Raw genomic sequence first — 20,633 nt, forward strand, 5'->3', positions numbered from 1 at the left:
TCACGTAGGATGGTCCCGATGGAGCAGAACCAGCAGGCAGCAGCGCGGGTCGTGCGGGGGCGGAACCGGATCCGGACCGCCGACGCCGAGACCGAGGACGTGCGCGCGCACATCCAGCGGGTGGCCCTGGAGATGTTCATCGAGGACGGCTACGACAAGACCTCGCTGCGGGAGATCGCGGAGAAGCTCGGCGTCACCAAGGCCGCGCTCTACTACCACTTCCCGACCAAGGACGACATCGTCAACAGCCTCATCGAGCACCGCATCGCGGCCGTCGACGCGCTGATGGAGTGGGCGGAGGCGCAGCCGCGCACGGAGGCGACGCGGATCGAGTTCCTCCAGCGGTACTTCGTGCTGCACGACGTCGCCAAGCACGAGCACGTGATCCGCTTCTTCGAGCGCAACCAGACGCTCATCAACACCCTGCCCGCGGGCAAGCTCATGAAGGGGCAGATGGAGCGCGTCTTCGGCTTCCTGATGGACCCGGCGGAGTCCACGGTCCAGCAGCTGCGCCGGGCCATGGCGATCTTCACCATCCACGCGGGCCACTTCGTGCTCCGCGGGCACGACGACCTCAGCCCGCAGGACCGCCGCGAGGCGACCCTGGTGGTCGCCGAGGACCTGATGCGCCTGGCGGCCGCCGGCGAGTGACGTCCGGGTCGCGGTGGCCGGCCTGCGCCGCGGGGCTCAGGTCGCGGTGGTCGGCAGCTTCAGGCGCAGGCCGAGCAGTGTGACGCCCTCAACCGGCGTCCAGTCCAGCGCCGGCTCGCGGACGAAGCCGAAGGAGTCGTAGAGCGCCAGCGCGGCACTGTTGCGGTCCCGCGTGCAGATCACCATCGACCCGCAGCCGAGGACGGTCGCGCGGTCGACGCAGGCACGGACCAGCGCCCGTGCCACCCCCCGCCGCTGCGCCGCCGGGTCGACGGCCAGCATCCTGAACTCGGCCTCGCCCGGGCGCGACAGCTCCGCATACCGGGTGCCGGGCAGCACGAAAGCGACCGCGCCCAGCAGTACATCACCATCGGCGGCGACCAGAACCTCGCAGTGCGCCGCCCGGGTCGTCACGTCGGCCAGCACCTCGGCATAGCCGTGCTCGTCGTCCAGCTGGCCGTCGGCGCGGTACGCCGCCACCGTCAGCCGCGCGACGCCGGCGTGGTCCTCCGGGTCCGCCCGCCGGACCAGTGGCGGCTGCTGCGTCACCCGATCACGGCGATGAGATCGCCCTCCTGCACCACGTCGCCCTCGTTGACGGCGATCTGGCTGACCGTGCCCTCCGACTCGGCGACGACGGGGATCTCCATCTTCATCGACTCCAGGATCACGAGGGTGTCGCCCTCGTTGACCTCGGCACCGACCTCAGTGGTGATCTTCCAGACGTTGGCCACCATCTCGGCACGGATCTCGTCGGACATCCCGGTCTCCTTTGACGTCGGATTGCGACCCGCAGCATATCCGCGCGAAACCCGGTCGCGCTCGACTGTGCGGCGAACGCATCATGGCCCCGTGGAATCGACCATCACGGTGACCCCGGCGGGACTGCCCGGCGTGCTGCTGCACGTCGCGGTGGTGCGGCCCGTCTTCGTCTGGGGTCAGCCCGGCATCGGCAAGAGCTCGCTGGTGAAGGAGTTCGCGGCGGCCCTCGGGCTGGACTGCGTCACCCTCATCGGCACGCAGCTGGCGCCCGAGGACCTCATCGGGGTGCCCGAGCTGCGCGACGGCCGCAGCCGCTTCGCGCCGCCGGAGTCGATCGCCCGCGACGAGCCCTACTGCCTCTTCCTCGACGAGCTCAACTCCGCCTCGCCCGAGGTGCAGAAGGCGTTCTACTCGCTCATCCTCGACCGGCGGATCGGCTCGTACGAGCTGCCCGCCGGATCGATCGTGATCGGCGCCGGCAACCGGGCCTCCGACAACGCGCTCGCCCGGCCGATGGCGTCCGCCCTGCTCAACCGGCTCATCCACGTCCACCTGCGGGCGAGCGCCGACGACTGGCTGCTGTGGGCGGCCGGCGCCGGCCTGCACGAGTGGGTGACCGACTACCTCACCCAGCGGCCCGACCACCTCTGGTCCAAGCCGCCGAAGACCGAGGAGCCGTTCTCGACCCCGCGCTCCTGGCACATGCTGTCGGACGCGCTGCTCTCCTTCGGTTCCCTGGAGGACGAAGACCTGCTCCGGGTCCTCACCGCCGGCACGCTGACGCCCTCGCACGCGTCGGCGTTCTGCGCGTACGTCAAGACCGTCCGCCACCGCTACGGCCTGGACGCCATCGTCCGCGGCGACGCGTCCTGGCCCCGCGACCCGACCGACCGCGACCTGCTGTACTTCTTCGCCGAGGCCTTCCGGGCCCGGCTCGTGAAGGACCTGCCGGCCAGCCGCGAGCACGCCTCGCCGTCCGTGCGCCGCTTCTCGGTGCGGGCCAAGGGGCTGCTGGTCGAGCTGGCCGAGATCTCCCTGGAGTGCGCGCAGCTCGTCATCGCCGCCGACGAGTCCGGGATGCCCGCGCTGCCCGCGTGGTTCCTGGTCGAGGTGACCCGCGACCTGCCGCGCCTCGTCGCCGCCCGGGCATGAGCACCGCCCGCGGCGCCGCCGCTCGTGGCGCCGCCGCTCGTGGCGCCAGGAAGGTCGACCGGCGGCTGGAGGCGGCCCAGAACGCCTGGTCCGCCGTGGCCGGCAACTCCATGTTCCGCGCCCTCGCCAGCGACCCGACCGGCAACGACCCGCGGGCGCTGCGGATGCAGTGGGCGGAGGACACGCAGCTGATCCGCGACCGCGGCCACGCCCGGGTCCACGCCGACGGCACGGTGATCGCCAACAAGCACTCGCCGCTGGAGCCCGACGAGTGGGTCTGGGTGTTCGCGCACTGCGCGCTGCACCTCGGTTTCGGCCACCTCTCCCCCGACCCGGTCTCCGCCGCTGCGCCTGCCTCCGCCGCTGCGCCTGCCTCCGCCGCTGCGCCTGCGTCCGGCGCTTCGTCGCCTGTCGACGCCGCGCTTGCCGTCGCGCGGTGCGTCGTGGTGGCCCGGTTCCAGGAGGCGCTGCGGCTCGGCCGCCCGCCGGCGCTGCTGCCGTCGCTGCCGACCGCCTTCGAGGAGCAGCTCGCCGAGCGCTGGCGGATCTCCGGCATTCCTTCCGGCCTGTCCGGCTGTTCCGCGGGCGGCGCCGGCCCCGACCTCGTGCCGCCCGCACCGCTCCCGTCCGCACCGCTCCCGCCCGCCACGCTGTCGTGGCCGGACCGCTTCGCGCTCGGGCTCGGCCAGGCCGCGGCCGATGCCGTCGACGAGGCCGGGGCACTGCGGCCGGTCGCGGGTCGCAAGACCGACGAGGCGTGGGAGGTCGCCCGGCGCTGGTTCGTGTCGTCGTACCCGCTGCTGGCCGGCCTGGCCGCGGGCTTCACGATCATCAGCGACGTCGCCGTGGCCCGCGACCTGTCGATCACCGTCGCCGCCGTCGACCCGTCCGCCGCCGAGATCTACGTCAACCCCCTCGCGCCGCTCACCACCGAGGAGCGCCGCTTCGTCATCGCGCACGAGATGCTGCACGCCGCCCTGCGCCACGGCGACCGGATCGCGCACCGCGACCCGTACCTGTGGAACGTCGCCACCGACTACGTCATCAACGGCTGGCTCGTCGAGATGGCCGTCGGCGACCTGCCCGAAGGCGTCCTCTACGACCCGCGCTTCAAGGACGCCGGCGCCGAGGAGGTGTACGACCTCATCGCCACCGACCTGCGCCGCCTGCGCCGCCTCGGCACGCTGCGGGGCCGCGGCCTGGGCGACATCCTCAGCGACGCCCACCGCGCCCACCGCGGCACGGAGCTCGACGAGTACTATCGCCGCGCCCTCGCGACCGGCCTGGCCTTCCACGAGTCCAACGGCCGCAGCTACCTGCCGTCCGGCCTGGTCGAGGAGATCCGCGCCCTGGACCACCCGCCGCTGCCGTGGGACGCGCAGCTCGCCAACTGGTTCGCCGAGCACGTCCGCTCCCCCACCCCGCGCCGCTCCTACGCCCGCGCCTCCCGCCGGCAGAGCTCCACGCCGCACATCCCCCGGCCCGGCTGGCTCTGGCCCGAGGAGGAGTCCTTCCACGCCACGTTCGGCGTCGTGCTCGACACCTCCGGCTCGATGGACCGCACCCTGCTCGGCAAGGCCCTCGGCGCGATCGCCTCCTACGCCACCGCCCGCGACGTGCCGGCCGCCCGCGTCGTGTTCTGCGACGCCGCCGCGTACGACGCCGGCTACCTCCCCGTCGCCGACATCGCCGGCCGGGTCAAGGTGAAGGGCCGCGGCGGCACCATCCTGCAGCCGGCCATCAAACTCCTGGAACGCGCCCCGGACTTCCCCGCCGACGCCCCAATCCTGATCATCACCGACGGCTACTGCGACCCCGTCCGCGTCCGCCGCGAGCACGCCTTCCTCATCCCAGAAACCACCCGCCTCCCCTTCACCCCCCGAGCCCCCGTCTTCCGCTTCCGCTGACCCCCAAGAACCGACGAGCCACCCGCAACTCGTCGTGATCAATGGACACCCCCGGCCGCCCGCGCAGCCACAACGCGACTTCGATCACGGCAACCACGACCGCCCCGCGGGCGACCAAGACCCGCCCGCGCGAGTTCGGTGATCAGAGCGGGGCAGCACTGGCTGTGAACCACGGCGGCGCTAGATCATGTGAGAACGGCGGCCGGGAACATCACCGCAACCACGAAACAGACAGTCACCACGCCACCTGGCACCGGCCCTCCAGCCGGGCGGAAGAATCCCACCTCCGTGCTGGCGTGTCCGGTTTCCCAGAAGGATCGGCGAACCCGCGCGCGGACGTGAGCCGTGCGGATCCGGTGGCGAGAAGGGCTACCAGAACCGCACGGGCAGCGTGAAGGAAGGGTCAGTCGGTGCGGAGCTCGCGGGCTTCGGCGTTGACGACCAGTTCGGAAAGCTTGGAGCGGAGGCGGTCCTTCAGGTCGGCGGGGGCCAGCTCGGAGCCGCAGCAGCGGGCCACGAGTGCCTTCACCTCCTGCTCGATGCCGAACTCGCGCAGGCAGGGCGAGCACTCGTCGAGGTGGTCGCGGATGAGCGAACGGCGGTCGTCGGTGCACTCGAGGTCGAGGTAGAGATACACCTCGGCAAGGACGGCGCCGCAGTCTGTCTCGTGCGGGTCTCCACAGCTCATCGGACTCAGACCTCGCTCGGCTCAGCGGACGGGGTGCGGGTGAAACCCCGGTCGGCAGCATAAGTCTCGAGCGAGCGGCGGAGGTTGCGCCGGCCGCGGTGCAGGCGGGACATCACGGTGCCGATGGGCGTGTTCATGATGTCGGCGATCTCCTTGTAGGAGAAGCCCTCGACGTCGGCGAGGTAGACGGCGAGCCGGAACTCCTCCGGCAGCGACTGCAGCGCCTCCTTGACGTCGGAGTCGGGCAGCCGGTCGAGGGCCTCGGTCTCGGCGGAGCGCAGACCGCTGGACGTGTGCGACTCGGCTTCGGCGAGCTGCCAGTCGGTGATCTCCTCCGTGGGCGCCTGGACGGGCTGGCGCTGACGGCGACGGTAGGAGTTGATGTAGGTGTTGGTCAGGATGCGGTAGAGCCAGGCCTTGAGGTTGGTGCCCGTCTCGAACTGGTGGAACGCCGCATACGCCTTGAGGAACGTCTCCTGGACGAGGTCCTCGGCGTCGGCCGGGTTACGCGTCATGCGCAGGGCCGCCGCGTACAGCTGATCGATGAAGGGCAACGCGTCGTGCTCGAACCGGATGCGCTGCTGCACCGCGCTCTCGCTGCTGACCACTCGTGCGACTCCAACCCTCGACCGTCCTGCCGAGGATACGCCGAGTTGCTGAGCGACTTCAGAGTTTGTGGCGCCCGTCAACCGCTCGCGGGCGATCGGTTGCCAGGACGGATCGGGCTCCGCGTCCGTCGCCGCCGGCCACGACGGGCTGAACAGCAGCTCGCGGATGCGTTGATCCTCGCGCTCAAGTGTTGCCACGAGTTGACTTCCCTCCACAGGCAACGCCTCGGCAGCGTCGCACGCTCCGTGTAACAACCGCGCCACCCCCGCAATTCCTACCCGCCTGCCCCGGCGGCCGGCCTTTTGGATTTGGGACCGGCCGGCCGCCGGGAACAGGAAGGGCCTGGGAGTTTGCGGAACGACACCGGTCCGCGGTGTGGAGAGTGTGTCCGATTTGCACCGGTCACATGCTGTTCAACGAGTGGGGCCGGCGGTGGTGACGAACGCCACGGCGATGGCGGCGAGCCGGTCGGGCGCCTTCGACAGGGCGTGGGTCTCGCCGGGCAGCACCTCGACGTGGACCGCCGGGCCCGGCGAAGGCACGCCGAAGGCGTCCCGGTCGCCGTTGAGCACGAGGGTCGGCACGCCCGTGCGCAGCTCGTCCGCGCGGGTGACGTCCGGCTTGCCGGGCGGGTGCAGCGGGAAGGCGAGCGCCAGGATGCGGTCTGCGCCGGCCTCGGCCGCGGTGCGGCAGGCGACCCTGGCGCCGCTGGACCGGCCGCCGACGACGAGGGTGTCGATCGCCACCCTGCGGCGCAGCTCCGCGACGACGGCGAGCCAGGCGGCGTCGAGCTGCCTGGCTGGTGCCGGTGGGCGGCGGGCGCCGGCGACCCGGTAGGGCTGCGTCACCATGGCGACGGCCGCCCCGGCGTCGAGCACGGCGGCACGGACCGCCACGAGGTCGACGGCGTCGACGTCACCGCCGGCGCCGTGGCCAAGGACGAGCAGCGTCCCCGTGTACCCCGCCGGGACGTCGAGCGAGAAGCGCGCGACCCCGTGCGGGGTCTCGACCTCCTGCCCGGCGAGCGACCGCTTGGCCCGCGACCTGCTCCGCCGGCCGACCGGTACACCGGAAGAGCCCACGCGGGCAGCAGAAGAGCCCACGCGGGCAGCAGCAGAAGGGCCGGCCGGGGAGCCTGGAACGGCGCCGGCCGGCCCGTCGGTCAGCCGCTGGCGGCGCCGACCGGATCGCGCCGGTCGGTCGCGGTCCGGCCCACGCGCTGGATCGGCACCAACGGCAGACACGCCATCGGGCCCATCCGGTGCTCGGCTGCCTGTGGCTGGCCCGTCAACGCGGGTTGTGGAGCGTCGCTGCGCCATGCGACGAGCATCGCACGCCGCTCACGCGGTGTGGTCGCTCCCCACACACCGTGGCAGTCGCCGACCTCCAGCGCCCAGGCCAGGCATGCGCCCTGGACGTCGCAGGTGCGGCACAACGCGACGGCAGCGTCGGCGGGCTCGCTCGGGGCCGGAAAGAACGTCTCCGGATCAACTGTCTGGCATGCGCCGCGGGTCCGCCAGGCATCATCGCCCTGTTGCTCGCGCACCGCGCGCAACAGACGCGGATCACGCTTGGCGGCAGCGACCTCATGCGGGCGTGGCATCCTCGCCCGGGTCATACACCCACCTCCCCCGTGGGTCAAACGAACACAAGGCAGGAAAACGTCGGGATGCCCCCATCCGACATTGACCTACCGGCGCTGTGTTCTATCGCACAAACACCTGCAAATACAAGAGTTTTCACGCGGATAGGCAAAACCTGCCGGGGAGGAAATGGACGTAAAGCCTAAAAGAGGGTCAGATCGATCGGCTCGACGTCACTCGATCGCAGGGCCGGCGCCGGCACGCGGTCGAGCAAATCACGGCCGTCGTTACGTACGTCACCCACGCGCGCGCCGACCGGACGAAGCTCCAGCCGCGCGACGTGCTCGGACGGCGTCGGGGCCAGCAGCCGCTCATCGACGGGGGCCGCCAGCCACTCGTCCCACCGCGACGGCGGCAGGATCAGCGGCATGCGGTCGTGAATGAGCGCCAGATCGTCCACGGCGGGCGCGGTGATGATGCTGCAGGTGAGCACCCGGTCGTCGCCTTTCCCCCACACCGTCCAGATCCCGGCGAACACGCACGGCTCGTCGTCACCGAGCGTCATGAAATACGCCTGCTTGTCCTTGCCGTCCCCGCGCTTCCATTCGAACCAGCCGTCGGCGGGCACCAGGCAGCGCCGCTTCGCGAACGACTGCGCGAACGCCTTCGACTCCGCGACCGTCTCGGACCGGGCGTTGATCATCCGGGCGCCCACCTTGAGGTCGGCGGCCCACGGGGGCACCAGACCCCAGCGGGCGCTGCTCAGGACGCGGCCGTCGGCGGACTGGGAGACGCGCACCACCGGGACCTGGTCCGTCGGGGCGACGTTGTAGTCCGGCTCGAGCCCGTCCGTCTCGTCGGTGGCCTCGAACAGCGCACTCAGGTCAACGTTGCTGCGGGATGTCGCATACCGACCACACATGCCGATTACGGTACCCGCGACGAATGTTGCATTGTCAGCAGTCGCTACCCAGCGGCACGGGCCGCACACTGAACGCGTGCCTCACCTGACCGCCCCCGTGTCCCTGCCGTGGATCGCGCCGACCGCCTCGGCGCCGGTCACCGCCACGGTCCGGCTCCCCGGCTCGAAGTCGATGACGGCCCGGGCGCTGGTCCTCGGCGCGCTGTCCCTGGGCGCCACCACCCTGCGTGGTCCCCTGCGGGCCCGCGACACCGAGCTGATGGCGGCGGGCCTGCGCGCCATGGGCTGCCACGTGTCCACCTCCGACGAGAACCTGTGGGTGCTGCGCCCCCGCCCGTTGCGCGGCCCCGCCCGGATCGACGTCGGCACCGCGGGCACGGTCCTGCGCTTCCTCCCACCGGTCGCCGGGCTCGCCGACGGTGCCGTCACCTTCGACGGCGACGAGCGCAGCCGTACGCGGCCGATGGCGCCCCTGATCGGCGCGCTGCGCACGCTCGGCGCGCGGGTCGACTATTGCGCCGGGCTGCCGCTGACGGTGCACGGCATCGGCCGGGTCACCGGCGGCGCGGCGACGATCGACGCGTCGGCCTCCAGCCAGATGCTGTCGGGGCTGCTGCTGGCCGCGCCCGAGTTCGACCGCGGCCTCACCGTCCGCCACGCCGGCCCGCCGCTGCCCCGCGCGCCCCACCTGCGCATGACGGTGCAGATGCTGCGCGCCGCCGGGGCCGGCATCGACGACAGCCGGCCGGACCTGTGGGTGGTCGAGCCCGGCCGGCTCAACGGCCGCGCCTGGGACATCGAGCCGGACCTGCTGGGCGCCGCGCCGTTCCTCGCCGCGGCGCTGGTCACCGGCGGCACCGTGACCGTCGCCGGCTGGCCGCGCTCCGGCATCCAGGGCGGCCACCGGCTGCTGGACCTGCTGCGCCAGATGGGCGGCTCGCCCGCAGTCACCCGGCAGGGGCTGGTCGTGCGCGGCACCGGCACGGTCCGCGGCCTCACCGCCGACCTGACCGACGTCGCGGAGCTGGCCCCGGTGCTCGCCGCGCTCGCCGCCGTCGCGGACTCACCGTCGCACCTGCACGGCCTGGCGCACCTGGGCGGCCACGAGACCGACCGGATCGCCGCGCTCGTCGAGGGCCTGACGAGCCTCGGCGCGGACATCGCCCAGGACCACGACGGCCTGCGGATCCGGCCCCGCCCGCTGCGCGGCGGCACGTTCGCCACGCGGGACGACCACCGCCTCGCGCACGCCGCCGCCGTCGTCGGGCTCGCCGTCGGCGGGGTACGGCTGGACGACGTGGCATGCACCGCGAAGACACTGCCGGACTTCCCCCGGCTATGGTCAACGATGGTGCACGGTCCGGGCTCGGTTGGAGGACAAGACTGACGCGCAAGCGCGAGTACGACGAGGATGACGTCCGGGTCCGCCCGAGCCGGTCATCGCGACCCCGCACGCGCACCCGGCCGAAGCACAGCGACGCGGTCGAGGGCTTCGTCGTGGCGGTCGACCGCGGGCGGTACACCTGCCACATCGCCGGGACCGACGCGGTCGTGACCGCCATGCGCGCCCGCGAGCTGGGCCGCCGTGGCGTGGTCGTCGGCGACAACGTCCAGATCGTGGGGGACGTGACCGGGCGGCCCGACACCCTCGCGAGGATCGTGCGCATCGACGACCGCAGGTCGGTGCTGATGCGCACCGCCGACGACGAGGAGGGCTCGACAGAGGGGCGCTTCGAGCGCGTCGTGGTCGCCAACGCCGAGCAGCTCGTGATCGTCAACTCGCTGCACGACCCGCCGCCGCGGACGGGCTTCATCGACCGGTGCCTGGTCGCCGCGTACGACGCCGAGATCGAGCCGCTGCTGTGCCTCACCAAGGGTGACCTGGCGGGCCCGGAGGCGGTGCTGGACTACTACTCCGAACTGGACCTGCCGTATGTGCTGTGCCGGCCGGGCGAGCCCATCGACGACCTCGTCGCGGCGCTGAGCGGCAAGGTGTCGGTGATGATCGGCCATTCGGGTGTTGGCAAGTCGACGCTGGTCAACCGGCTCGTGCCGGGCACCGACCGGGCGGTCGGCGTGGTCAGCGCCGTCGGCAAGGGCCGGCACACCTCCACCAGCGCCGTGGCGCTGCGCCTGCCGGAAAGCAGGAGGAGCGGCGGCTGGATCATCGACACGCCGGGCGTACGGTCGTTCGGCCTGGCGCACGTGTCGGCGGACAGCCTGCTGCACGGGTTCCCCGACCTGGTCGAGGCGTCGACCCGGTGCGCGCCCAACTGCGACCACACCGGCGCCGGCGGCGAGTGCGGCCTGGACATGCTGGTCGCCGAGGGCGGCGCCGACCCGAGACGGCTCGCCTCCTTCCGCCGCCTCCTCGCATCCAAGGAAGGCACCGCAGAACCCACCGCGGAACCCACCGAGCCGACGGACGAGGCCTACGAGCTCTAGACGGCCACCGGCCCGCCCGTACGCCAGTAGACGCCGTCGGCGCGGGAGAGCAGCTGGTTGTCCACGAGGTAGCGCCGCAGCGCCGCGTGGTCGTCGAACCAGGCCCGCAGCACCGCGTTGACCTCCCGCTCCGGATAGCGCACGCCCGGCTCGAACGACGACGCGATGTGCTCCAGCACCACCAGGCGCTTGCCGTGGGCGGCGGGCATCTGGGTCAGCCGGCCGTCGACGACGAACGTGCGCAGGATCTGGTCGCGCTGGCGGTCGGGGTCCATCGGCTCCACCGCGGCCGGGGTCGCGGCGTGGGCGCGGACGGACTCCTTGAAGACCTCGACGTCGGCGCGCAGGGCACCGTCGCCGCCGGTCAGCAACCCGCCCTGCCGCAGCCGGCCGACGGCGGCGGCGACGGCGCGGGCCGGCAGGCCGGTCGCCGCCCCGATCGCGGCGAGCCCCGGCGCCCCGAGCACCACGGCGGCATAGACCCGGAGCCGGTCCTCTTCGGCAAGGAGGCCACACAGGGCGGCCGGCGAGGTGGTCACAAACGGCGACAGTACTGCCAGAAGTTGGCGATCGTCGGCTAAGTTTCCGCGCATGGCGCGCTACGCGGACGACCTGGCCCTCGCTCACCTGCTTGCCGACACCGCGGACGCGATCGCCGTTCCCCGGTTCCGGGCCCAGGATCTGCACGTGTCGACGAAGCCCGACCTGACGCCGGTGACGGAGGCGGACACGGCGGTCGAAAAGGCGCTGCGGGCGACGCTGCAGCGGGCCCGGCCGCGCGACGGGGTCCTCGGCGAGGAGTACGGGGCGACCGAGGCCGCCGCCGGTCCGGGGACGCGCCAGTGGGTGATCGACCCGATCGACGGCACGAAGAACTATGTCCGCGGGGTACCGATCTGGGCGACCCTGATCGCGTTGATGGAGGGCGCCCAGCCGGTGGTCGGGCTGGTGTCCGCGCCGGCGCTCGGGCGGCGCTGGTGGGGCGCGCTCGGTCACGGAGCGTATGCCGGACGCCACACGGCCGCGGCGACGCCGATCCGGGTGAGCGGTGTCGACCGGCTCGCCGACGCGAGCTTCTGCTACTCGTCGCTGGGCGGCTGGGAGGAGGCCGGGCGGCTCAACGCCATCCTCGACCTGACCCGCCGGACGTGGCGCCAGCGGGCGTACGGCGACTTCTACGGCTACATGCTGCTGGCCGAGGGCGCCGTGGACATCATGGTCGAGCCGGAGCTGTCGCTGTGGGACCTCGCGGCGCTGGTGCCGATCGTGACCGAGGCCGGCGGCACGTTCACCGACCTGCAGGGCGAGCCGGGCCCGGGTGGTGGGAGTGCGATCGCTACGAACGGTCACCTTCACGAGGACGTTCTCACCCGTTTGGGAAACCCCAGATTGTCTGGTTTGTCGGGCTAAACCGAATAGTCCGCATGCCGCTCCCCCGAACCGGGTCTATCCTCTCCGGGTGGCATCTTGGAGTTGGCTCTTCCTCGGCGCGATGATCGCTGCCTACGGAGTGGCCAACCTGCTGCAATCCGTAGCCGCCGCACGCACCGACCTGCATCACGGGTTCCACCCGATGCTGCTGCTGCGGCTGGGCCGGCACAAGTCGTACCTCGTCGGCGTCGCGTGCCAGTTCGGCGGTTTCGCGCTCGCGTTCTTCGCCCGCCGGGACCTGCCGCTGTTCCTGGTCCAGTCGGCGATGGCCGCCGGGCTCGGGGTGACCGCGCTGCTCGGCGTCCTCATCCTCAAGTGGCGACTACCCAGGACCGAGCTCGCCCTGCTGGTGCTGCTCGCGTTCGGTCTCGCCGCGTTGGTACTGGCCGCGAAGCCCGCCCCGTCCCGGCAGCTCGGCACGGCAGGCGTGGCCGGACTCGTCGCCGCGCTCGGGGTGATCGCGGTCGTCGGCTTCTTCGCCGGCCGGCTGCACGGCGCGCCCGGCTCGGTGGCGCTCGGCGCGCTGTCCGGGGTGGCGTTCGGGGCCGCGGCCGTCGCGTCCCGCCCGCTCGCCTCCGCCGACAACCTGGGCCAGTTCTTCACCGACCCGCTGTCCTACCTGCTGATCGCCCACTCGCTCGTCGGCCAGCTGCTGCTCGGCCTGGCGATGCAGCGCGGCTCGACCACCGCCGCGGTCGCCGCCATGGACGCCGCCGGCGCGGTGCCCGCCGCCCTGGTCGGCCTGCTCTTCCTCGGCGACGGCGTGTGGCCGGGCAAGGAGTGGCTGGTGGCGGCCGGCTTCGTGCTCACCCTCGGCAGCGTGATCGGGCTCAGCTTCTACGCCGAGCCGCAGCACCACCACCCGATCGCCCGCGAGGCGAAGACCCTCGTGCTCAGTGGTTCGCGTGAAAGTGCCAGGCGACCTGCTGGTCGCTCAGTTGTGCCGCAAACACCGCCGGCTCGTCGATGACCCCGGTGAAGTAGTCGTTCACCGGGCGGTTCGGCCAGCCGGCGAGGCTGATCCCGCCGACCCGCCAGTAGCCGGTCGAGCTCTCCGCGGCGGTCTGCGCGGCGTTCGCGGAGACCAGGTTCCCGTCGGCGTAGAGCCGCAGCCCGGCGGCCCCCACGCTGGCCGCCACGTGGTGCCAGGCGCCGTCGGCGTAGGCCGCGCCCGCGGGCGAGCGCAGCGTCACGTAGGAGCCGGGGTAGACGCCGAACGTCAGCCGGCCGCCGCTGTCGACGTAGAGCAGCCGGTCCCGGGTCCCGCTGTAGCCGGTCGCGACGGTGCCGAAGCCGATCACCGCGCCGCCCGTCCAGGTGCGGATCCATGCCTCGACCGTGAACGGGCCCGGGTTGCCGACGGTCGTGTTCGAGGACAGGTTCGTGACGCCGCGGTAGCCGGTCGCGGTGCTCGCCGACTGCCCCTGCAGCGCGCCCTGCAGCGCGCCGGGCAGCCCGGCGGGCAGCCCGGCGGTGATCGGGTTCGGCACCACCCCCGGCCCGGCTCGACGGCGGTGTTCGCGAACAGGTTCGCCACGTCGGAGGCGTTGAGCGCCCGGGCGTAGAGCCGCACGTCGTCGACCGCGCCGCTGAACGCCCCGCCGTAGCCGGCCGCCGTGGTGCGCAGCCGCCCGGCCTGCAGCGCGCCGGCGGCGTTCCAGCGGATGGTGTGGGTGCCGGTGCCGGCGAGGACGTTGTCGACGTACAGCCGCATCCCCGACAGCCCGTCGTAGACACCGACCAGATGGACCCGGGTCCCGGTGCTCACCGCGGCGCGTCGGTCCGCGGCATGATCACCCGCCAGCGCGCCACGCTGTTCTCGTCCCAGGATCGCGCCCGGCGATCTGGTGGTGTCGGCGCCGGTGGCACCCGAGCGGGTCCGGCCGGGGCAGGTCGTCGTGGTCGAGGACCCGGCCCGGCCCGGCACGCTGCTGGTGCACCGGGTCGTGCGGCGCAACGCCGACGGCACCTTCACCACGAAGGGCGACGCCAACGGGTCGGAGGACCAGGCGGCGGTGCCGGCGGCCGGTGTACGCGGCCTCGCCCGGCTCCGGGTGCCGAAGGTGGGCCTGCCGGCACTGTGGCTGCGCGAAGGGCGGACGCTGCCGGTGCTCGGCGCGTTCGCGGCACTGATCGCCCTCGGCCGGCTGGCCCGGGCGACCGGCACGCGTCCCCGGCACGCGGCGCTGATCGCCCTCGACCGGCAGGCCCGGACGACCGGCACGCGGCGCTGATCGCCCTCGGCCGGCAGGCCCGGACGACCGGCACGCCTCCCCGGCACGCGGCGGGGCGGGCCGGAGGGCACCGGGCGTCAGGCGTTCGGGCGACCCGGGTGGCAACTCAGAGGACCCGACCCGCACCCCGGTAATTGTTCAGACCTTCCCCGCGCGACCGATCTGGTCAATCGCGGGGCATTACCTGACGACGGCGAGCGGAATGGAGGCGGACTTGCTGACACGCACGCTCAGCACCTGGTTCGCGGCCTGGATGGCGCTGCTCACCGTGGCGTTCTACATGTGGCCCGGCCAGCACATGCTCTGGTGGGGCGCGATCGGCCTGTCCAGCACCATCGGCGTCGTCGTCGGCGTGGCCGTGCACCGTCCCCGGCGCCGCTGGCCGTGGTACCTGCTCGCCGCCGCGCTCTTCACGTTCGGCTCCGGCGACTTCGTCTACAACCTGCTCACCGACGTGTTCGGGATGACCAACCCGTTCCCTTCGGTCAACGACGTGCTGTACCTGGCGATGTACCCCCTCGTCGCGGGCGGCCTGCTCGGCTTCATCCGGTCCAGGACCGGCCGCAACGACCGCGACAGCCTGCTCGACGCGGCCACGCTCACCATCGGCATCGCCCTGCTGGCGTGGATCTTCCTGATCGACCCGTACGTGCGCAGCACCGAGCTGACGCTGGTGCAGAAGCTCGTCTCCATCGCGTACCCCCTCGGCGACGTGCTCACCCTCGCGGTGCTCGCCCGCCTGATCACCGGCGGCGGGCGGCGCAGCCCGTCGATCGTCGTCCTCGGCACCGGCACCGCCGGACTGCTCGTCGCCGACGTCGTGTACGGCCTGATCCAGCTCAACGGCGACTGGCACGTCGGCGGCCCCACGGACCTCGGCTGGGTGCTCTGCTACTCGGCGTGGGCCGCGGCCGCGCTGCACCCGTCGATGGTGGAGCTCACCGAGCCGGCCCGGTCCCGGCCGGGCGAGGTCGGCGTGCGCCGGATCGCGCTGCTCGGCGCCGCGTCGCTGATCGCGCCCGGGGTGCTGCTGGTCGAGGCGAGCCTCGGCACGGTCCGCGACGCGGCCGTCATCGCCGTCATGTCCGGCCTCATGTTCGTGCTGGTGCTCACCCGCCTCGCCGGTGTCATGGGCAACCACCGCCAGTCGATGGCCCGCGAGCGGGAGCTCCGCGAGGCGACGACCACGCTGGTGTCGGCCGCGGACGCCGCGGAGACCCTCGCCGCCGTGCGGCACACCGTGGACCGGCTGCTGCCGGAGGGAGTGGCCCACACGGTCGCGCTGGTGCGCGCCGAGCGGGTCGACGAGCCGGGGCTGGTCCGCGTATCGGGTCTGGACCCGGACGTCCGGGAGCTGCTGCGCGGCTACAGCTCGACGCTGCGCCACCCGATGGGCATCGAGGGCATGCTGTACGTGGGCGCGCCGACGGAGGCGCTGCAGTCGCTGCAGAGCACGTTCGAGGTGCTCGCCTCGCAGGCGGCCATGGCCCTGGAGCGCATGACGCTGACCGCCGAGGTCAACCGGCGCAGCAGCGAGGCCTACTTCCGGACCCTGATCCACAACACGTCCGACGTGATCCTCATCGTCGACGAGCACGACCTGATCCAGTACTGCAGCCCGTCCGCCGGCACCGTGTTCGGCGACGAGCGGCTGGCCGGCTACGAGCTGTGGGAGTTCGTCGCCGCCGACGAGCGGGCCCGCCTCGCCGAGCTGCTCGCCCAGGTCCGTAGCGGGATCCACGCGCACAACCAGATGGACCTGCGCGCGGAGCGCGTCGACGGCGCCGGCCTCATGGTCGAGGTCGACTGCCGCGACCTGCGCGACGACCAGACCGTCGGCGGCCTGGTGCTCACGGTGCGGGACGTGACCGAGCGCCGGCAGCTGGAGGAGCAGCTGATCCGCCAGGCGTTCCACGACTCGCTGACGGGCCTGGCCAACCGGGTGCTCTTCCAGGACCGGGTGGAGCAGTCCGTGGTCCGGTCCAAGCGCGACGAGAGCCTGGTCGGCGTCCTGTTCATCGACCTGGACGACTTCAAGATCGTCAACGACACGCTGGGGCACGCCGTCGGCGACGCGCTGCTGATCGCGGTCGGCGAGCGGATCACCGGGGCGCTGCGCGACACCGACACGGTCGCCCGGCTCGGCGGCGACGAGTTCGCCGCGCTGATCGAGACCGACTCGATGACCGACCTGGAGTTCGCGGCGGAGCGGATCGTGCTCGCGCTCGCCGAGCCGTTCGAGATCGCCGGCCAGGACGTCAACGGCATCTCCAGCGTCGGGCTGTCCACCACCGTCGACGCGAGCTCCGCCGAGGAGCTCATGCGCCAGGCCGACCTCGCCCTGTACGTGGCGAAGGGCGCCGGCAAGGGCCAGTGGCGGCGCTACCAGTCGGACCTGCACACGGCGGTGCTCGAGCGGCTGGAGCTGCGCGCCGCGCTCGACCAGGCGGTCAAGGAGCAGCAGTTCGTGCTCCAGTACCAGCCGATCGTGGACCTGGAGACCGGCTCACCGCTGGGCTTCGAGGCGCTCGTCCGGTGGAACCACCCGACCCGGGGCATGATCGCGCCCGGCCACTTCATCGAGGTGGCCGAGGAGAGCGGCCTGATCGTGCCGATGGGGCGGATGGTGCTCCAGCAGGCGCTCAACACCGTCGGCCGGTGGCAGCGCTCCTCGGCGCCGGGCGCACTGCGGTACATCAGCGTCAACGTCTCCGTCCGGCAGTTCCGCACCCCCGGCTTCGTCGAGGAGGTCCGGCAGCTGCTGCGGGCCTCCGGCGTGGAGCCCGGCACGCTGCTGCTGGAGATCACCGAGAGCCTGCTGTTGCGCAACGACGAGCAGGTCAAGGCCGACTTCGACGCGCTGCGGGCGATGGGCGTCCGGCTCGCGATCGACGACTTCGGCACCGGCTATTCGTCGCTGTCGTACCTGCAGCACATGCCGATCGACGTGCTCAAGATCGACAAGTCGTTCATCGACGACATGCTGGAGTCCAAACAGCAGCGGGCGGTCGTCACCGCCATCGTCACCCTCGCCCAGACGCTCGACCTCGCGGTCGTGGCCGAAGGCGTCGAGGAGTCCGCGCAGGCGCTCGCCCTGCGCGACATGGGGTGCCCGTACGGCCAGGGCTACCTCTTCGCGAAGCCGCTCTCCGAGCGGGACGCCTTCGCCATGATCCCCAAAGCGGCACCTTTCGCCGCGATGGCCTGAAACACCGTTTCACCAGCGCGGCGACCCGCCGCAGTGCAACAGGTCACCCAACCGGACAGCAACCGCACCGGACCGGATGACGCACCAATTGCCCGTTGCAATGGATTGCGACACCCCTTCAACCGAAAGGCAGGACGAATGACCGTCAGCCCGATGCACAGCACCAAGGCCAGCTACATCCGCCGTGACGGGCGGTGGGCCGACCTCGAGCGCCTGCGCACGAGCAGCCCGATGTACGACGCCACGATCGAGGAGATCAACGGCCGCCGCATCCGGGTCGGCCAGCACTGGCTGTCGGACTTCGCCTCCTGCAACTACCTCGGCTTCGACCTGGAGCCGGAGATCATGGACGCGGTCGACCCGTACATCCGCACCTGGGGCACCCACCCCAGCTGGTCGCGGCTGCTGGGCAACCCGAAGCCGTACGTCGAGATCGAGGAGCGCCTCACCGAGCTGCTCGGCGCCCCCGACACGCTGCTGCTGCCGACGATCACCCACATCCACATGTCGGTGATCCCGATCCTCGCCGGCCAGGGCATGATCTTCCTGGACTCGCAGTCGCACAAGACGATCTACGACGGCTGCATGTACGCCAAGGGCCTCGGCGCGACCGTCACCCGCTTCCGCGCCAACGACCCGGAGCACCTCGAGGAGCTGCTGAAGGCGGCGCCGGCCGGCGTCACCCGCCTGGTCGCGATGGACGGCGTCAACTCGATGACCGGCCTCGCCCCCGACCTGGCCCGCTTCGCGCAGGTCTGCCGCGAGAACGACGCGCTGCTCTACGTCGACGAGGCGCACGGCTTCGGCGTCATCGGCGAGCGCACCCCGGACGAGACCTCGCCCTACGGCTCCCGCGGCAACGCGATCGTCAAGTACGCCGGCGAGACCTACGACAACATCGTGCTGGTCGGCGGCTTCTCCAAGTCGTACTCGTCGCTGATGGCGTTCCTGGCGCTGCCGACGTGGCTGAAGAACCACCTCAAGGTCGCCGCCCCGCCGTACCTGTACTCGGGCCCGTCGCCGACGGCGTCGCTCGCCACCGTCATGGCCGGCCTCGACGTCAACGAGAAGCGGGGCGACGAGATCCGCGCCGACCTGTACCGCAAGACGATGAAGGTGCTCGACCACGTGCGCGCCCTCGGCCTGTACACGCCCAACACCGGCACCACGCCCATCATCGAGCTGCCCCTGGCCGAGGGCCAGGACATCCAGCAGATCGGGCAGTTCCTGTGGGACCGGGGCATCTACGTCACCCTGGCCGCCTACCCCCTGGTCCCCCGCGACCAGGTCGGCTTCCGCGTGCAGGTGACCGCGGCGAACACCGACGAGGAGCTGGACCAGCTCAACGTCGTGCTCTCCGAGCTGGCGGGTCTGCAGCAGCTGCGAAACGCGGCCTGATGGCGAAGCACCGCGCTCCACGCCAGCTCCCTGGGCTGCTCGTCCCCCTCCGGCAGCGGGAGTTCCGCCTGCTGTGGACGGGGATGAGCACCTCGCTGATCGGCGACGGCATCCTGCTCGTCGCCCTGGCCTGGCAGGTGTACGCGCTGTCCGGCGCGCCCGCGGCGATGTCCGTCGTCGGGTTCGCCCTCTCGCTGCCCCAGGTCGCCACGCTGCTGTTCGGCGGGGTGATCAGCGACCGGTTCGACCGGCGGAAGATCATGCTGTGCACCGACCTGGTGCGGGGCGCGGTGCTCACCGTCCTGACCGTGCTCAGCCTGACCGGCGCGGTCCAGGTGTGGCACATCGTGGGGCTCGTGGCGGTCTATGGGGCCGCCTCGGGCTTCTTCGGCCCGGCCTTCGACTCGATCGTGCCGCAGCTGGTGCCGGAGGACGACCTGGTCCAGGCGAACGCCCTCGACCAGTTCGTCCGGCCGGCGGCGCTGCAGATGGCCGGCCCCTCGATCGGCGGCATCCTGATCGCGATCGGGGGTAGCGGGTTGGCGTTCGCGTTGGACGCGGTCACGTTCGCGATCTCCGCGACCTGCCTGTGGCTGATGCGGCCGGTGCGCAACGAACAGGGTGACGAAGCCGCGGGCTCGGTCTGGGAGGAGTTCAAGGAGGGTATGAACTACGTCCGCGGCAACGTGTGGCTGTGGGGCACCTTCCTCGCCGCGACCTTCGCCTACCTGCTCTTCATCGGCCCGACCGAGGTCCTGCTGCCGTTCGTGGTGAAGAACGAGCTGCACGGCACCGCCGGCGACCTCGGCCTGGTGCTCGCCAGCGGCGGCCTCGGGGCGATCGCGGCGGCCCTGATCGTCGGCCAGCGCGGTGTACCGCGCAGCTACATGCCCTTCATCTACGTCACCTGGACGCTCGCCACCCTCGCCGTCGCGGGCTACGGCATGGCGACCGCCTCCTGGCACCTCGCCATCGCGTGCGCCCTGGTCAACGGCCTGGAAGCGGCCGGCACCATCGCCTGGGCGACGGCGAAGCAGAAGCTCGTGCCGGAGGAGCTGCTCGGCCGGGTGTCCAGCGTCGACTGGTTCATCTCGATCGCCCTCGTGCCGCTGTCGTACGCGATGGCCGCCCCCGTGGCCTCGGCAATCGGCGTGCAGAACACCCTCGTGGGCGCGGGCGTCCTCGGCGCGATCGTCACGTTCGCGTTCCTCTTCCTGCCGGGCATGCGCTCGCCCCGGCAACTGGTGGTGACGGCCTCGTGAGTGATCCCCTCGAGATGGTGGACAGGCTGGGGATGGCCTTCCTGTCGCAGGATGTCGCGGGTGTACTGGCGTGCTTCGTCCCCGACGACGACATCACGTACGTGGGCAGCGAGGCCGGCGAGTCCGCGACCGGTCGCATCTCGGTCGAGAAGCTCCTCGAGACGCTCTTCGCCCGGCCGGAGTCATACAGCTGGCAGGCCACCGCGGCGACGGTGCACTCGGTGCCCAGCGGCGCGTTCGTCCTCGCCGAGGCCGACGGCAGCGAGCACCACCCGGACGGGTCGGTCACCCCGTTCCCCTACCGGGTGACGGGCCTGCTGTCCCGGCGCGCGTCGGGGGTCTGGCTGTGGCGCGCTGTACAGGGTGCGGAGCCTACCTGAC

General features: G+C 72.1%; 20 protein-coding genes and 2 pseudogenes. 12 read left to right on the top strand and 10 right to left on the bottom strand.

From position 1 onward, the window contains the following. Positions 1–18 precede the first annotated feature (18 nt). The gene (locus AB0J72_RS32105; RefSeq protein WP_363405103.1) at positions 19–651 is read left to right on the top strand and encodes a helix-turn-helix domain-containing protein; all 633 of its coding nucleotides are present in this window, start codon (positions 19–21) and stop codon (positions 649–651) included. 36 nt (positions 652–687) lie between these two features. Here AB0J72_RS32105 and AB0J72_RS32110 read toward each other — a convergent pair whose 3' ends face one another. Both AB0J72_RS32110 and AB0J72_RS32115 read right to left on the bottom strand, forming a co-directional pair. Next, complete coding sequence (locus AB0J72_RS32110) at positions 688–1,200, bottom strand: N-acetyltransferase (protein WP_363405105.1); 513 nt, start codon at positions 1,198–1,200, stop codon at positions 688–690. Continuing rightward, on the bottom strand, positions 1,197–1,412 hold the full coding sequence (locus AB0J72_RS32115; RefSeq protein WP_363405107.1) for a biotin/lipoyl-binding carrier protein: 216 nt from the start codon (positions 1,410–1,412) through the stop codon (positions 1,197–1,199). Before AB0J72_RS32115 ends, AB0J72_RS32110 begins: the two co-directional genes overlap by 4 nt. Before the next feature lie 109 nt (positions 1,413–1,521). Between AB0J72_RS32115 and AB0J72_RS32120 the strand changes: the two genes are divergently transcribed. Beyond that, positions 1,522–2,565 (top strand): MoxR family ATPase, encoded by a 1,044-nt coding sequence (locus AB0J72_RS32120; protein WP_363405261.1) that lies wholly within the window; start codon positions 1,522–1,524, stop codon positions 2,563–2,565. Between the two features lie 110 nt (positions 2,566–2,675). Then, entirely contained in the window at positions 2,676–4,472 is a 1,797-nt protein-coding gene (locus tag AB0J72_RS32125; protein WP_363405263.1) for a hypothetical protein, read from the top strand. Between the two features lie 403 nt (positions 4,473–4,875). Here the strand turns inward: AB0J72_RS32125 and rsrA are convergent, their stop codons facing one another. The 5 genes and pseudogenes from rsrA to AB0J72_RS32150 form a co-directional block, all read right to left on the bottom strand. Further along, the gene (gene rsrA, locus AB0J72_RS32130; protein WP_344503689.1) at positions 4,876–5,160 is read right to left on the bottom strand and encodes a mycothiol system anti-sigma-R factor; all 285 of its coding nucleotides are present in this window, start codon (positions 5,158–5,160) and stop codon (positions 4,876–4,878) included. A 5-nt stretch (positions 5,161–5,165) separates the two neighbouring features. Then, the gene (locus AB0J72_RS32135; protein WP_363405265.1) at positions 5,166–5,990 is read right to left on the bottom strand and encodes a sigma-70 family RNA polymerase sigma factor; all 825 of its coding nucleotides are present in this window, start codon (positions 5,988–5,990) and stop codon (positions 5,166–5,168) included. A 192-nt stretch (positions 5,991–6,182) separates the two neighbouring features. Beyond that, on the bottom strand, positions 6,183–6,851 hold the full coding sequence (locus tag AB0J72_RS32140; RefSeq protein WP_363405109.1) for an alpha/beta family hydrolase: 669 nt from the start codon (positions 6,849–6,851) through the stop codon (positions 6,183–6,185). A gap of 212 nt (positions 6,852–7,063) precedes the next feature. Continuing rightward, positions 7,064–7,387 (bottom strand): annotated as a pseudogene (locus AB0J72_RS32145) (WhiB family transcriptional regulator); the annotation flags it as partial. A 167-nt stretch (positions 7,388–7,554) separates the two neighbouring features. After that, positions 7,555–8,274 (bottom strand): SOS response-associated peptidase, encoded by a 720-nt coding sequence (locus AB0J72_RS32150; protein WP_363405267.1) that lies wholly within the window; start codon positions 8,272–8,274, stop codon positions 7,555–7,557. Between the two features lie 76 nt (positions 8,275–8,350). Here AB0J72_RS32150 and aroA point away from each other — a divergent pair, with 76 nt between their 5' ends. Both aroA and rsgA read left to right on the top strand, forming a co-directional pair. Next, a complete protein-coding gene (gene aroA / locus AB0J72_RS32155; protein ID WP_363405111.1) occupies positions 8,351–9,661 on the top strand; it encodes a 3-phosphoshikimate 1-carboxyvinyltransferase in 1,311 nt (436 codons plus the stop codon). Further along, positions 9,613–10,719, top strand: coding sequence for a ribosome small subunit-dependent GTPase A (rsgA, locus tag AB0J72_RS32160; protein WP_363405113.1), 1,107 nt, complete (start codon positions 9,613–9,615; stop codon positions 10,717–10,719). The genes aroA and rsgA overlap by 49 nt, the downstream gene beginning before the upstream one ends. Here the strand turns inward: rsgA and AB0J72_RS32165 are convergent. Further along, positions 10,716–11,258, bottom strand: coding sequence for a DUF2087 domain-containing protein (locus AB0J72_RS32165; protein WP_363405115.1), 543 nt, complete (start codon positions 11,256–11,258; stop codon positions 10,716–10,718). The genes rsgA and AB0J72_RS32165 overlap by 4 nt on opposite strands. A 52-nt stretch (positions 11,259–11,310) precedes the next feature. Between AB0J72_RS32165 and hisN the strand changes: the two genes are divergently transcribed. Continuing rightward, a complete protein-coding gene (hisN, locus tag AB0J72_RS32170; RefSeq protein ID WP_344503695.1) occupies positions 11,311–12,129 on the top strand; it encodes a histidinol-phosphatase in 819 nt (272 codons plus the stop codon). An 82-nt stretch (positions 12,130–12,211) separates the two neighbouring features. Continuing rightward, complete coding sequence (locus AB0J72_RS32175) at positions 12,212–13,120, top strand: hypothetical protein (RefSeq protein ID WP_363405269.1); 909 nt, start codon at positions 12,212–12,214, stop codon at positions 13,118–13,120. On the opposite strand, the gene AB0J72_RS32180 is transcribed toward AB0J72_RS32175, so the two are convergent. Together AB0J72_RS32180 and AB0J72_RS32185 are read right to left on the bottom strand one after the other, a co-directional pair. Beyond that, positions 13,044–13,640: a LamG domain-containing protein gene (locus AB0J72_RS32180; RefSeq protein ID WP_363405117.1), complete on the bottom strand. Its 597-nt coding sequence runs from the start codon at positions 13,638–13,640 to the stop codon at positions 13,044–13,046. The genes AB0J72_RS32175 and AB0J72_RS32180 overlap by 77 nt on opposite strands. A 53-nt stretch (positions 13,641–13,693) precedes the next feature. Next, positions 13,694–14,128: pseudogene (locus AB0J72_RS32185) on the bottom strand (LamG-like jellyroll fold domain-containing protein); the annotation flags it as partial. Here AB0J72_RS32185 and AB0J72_RS32190 point away from each other — a divergent pair. The 5 genes from AB0J72_RS32190 (at position 14,013) to AB0J72_RS32210 (ending at position 20,632) form a co-directional block, all read left to right on the top strand. Further along, on the top strand, positions 14,013–14,384 hold the full coding sequence (locus tag AB0J72_RS32190) for a hypothetical protein (RefSeq protein ID WP_363405275.1): 372 nt from the start codon (positions 14,013–14,015) through the stop codon (positions 14,382–14,384). The pseudogene AB0J72_RS32185 and the gene AB0J72_RS32190 sit on opposite strands and share 116 nt — an antisense overlap. 214 nt (positions 14,385–14,598) lie before the next feature. Then, positions 14,599–17,592, top strand: coding sequence for an EAL domain-containing protein (locus tag AB0J72_RS32195; RefSeq protein WP_363405119.1), 2,994 nt, complete (start codon positions 14,599–14,601; stop codon positions 17,590–17,592). 153 nt (positions 17,593–17,745) lie between these two features. Then, a complete protein-coding gene (locus tag AB0J72_RS32200; protein WP_363405121.1) occupies positions 17,746–18,990 on the top strand; it encodes a pyridoxal phosphate-dependent aminotransferase family protein in 1,245 nt (414 codons plus the stop codon). Then, positions 18,990–20,252, top strand: coding sequence for an MFS transporter (locus AB0J72_RS32205; RefSeq protein WP_363405123.1), 1,263 nt, complete (start codon positions 18,990–18,992; stop codon positions 20,250–20,252). Before AB0J72_RS32200 ends, AB0J72_RS32205 begins: the two co-directional genes overlap by 1 nt. After that, a complete protein-coding gene (locus tag AB0J72_RS32210; RefSeq protein WP_363405125.1) occupies positions 20,249–20,632 on the top strand; it encodes a nuclear transport factor 2 family protein in 384 nt (127 codons plus the stop codon). The genes AB0J72_RS32205 and AB0J72_RS32210 overlap by 4 nt, the downstream gene beginning before the upstream one ends. Position 20,633: the final 1 nt, after the last annotated feature.

The organism is Dactylosporangium sp. NPDC049742, assembly GCF_040674675.1.
Taxonomy (GTDB): Bacteria; Actinomycetota; Actinomycetes; order Mycobacteriales; family Micromonosporaceae; genus Dactylosporangium; species Dactylosporangium maewongense.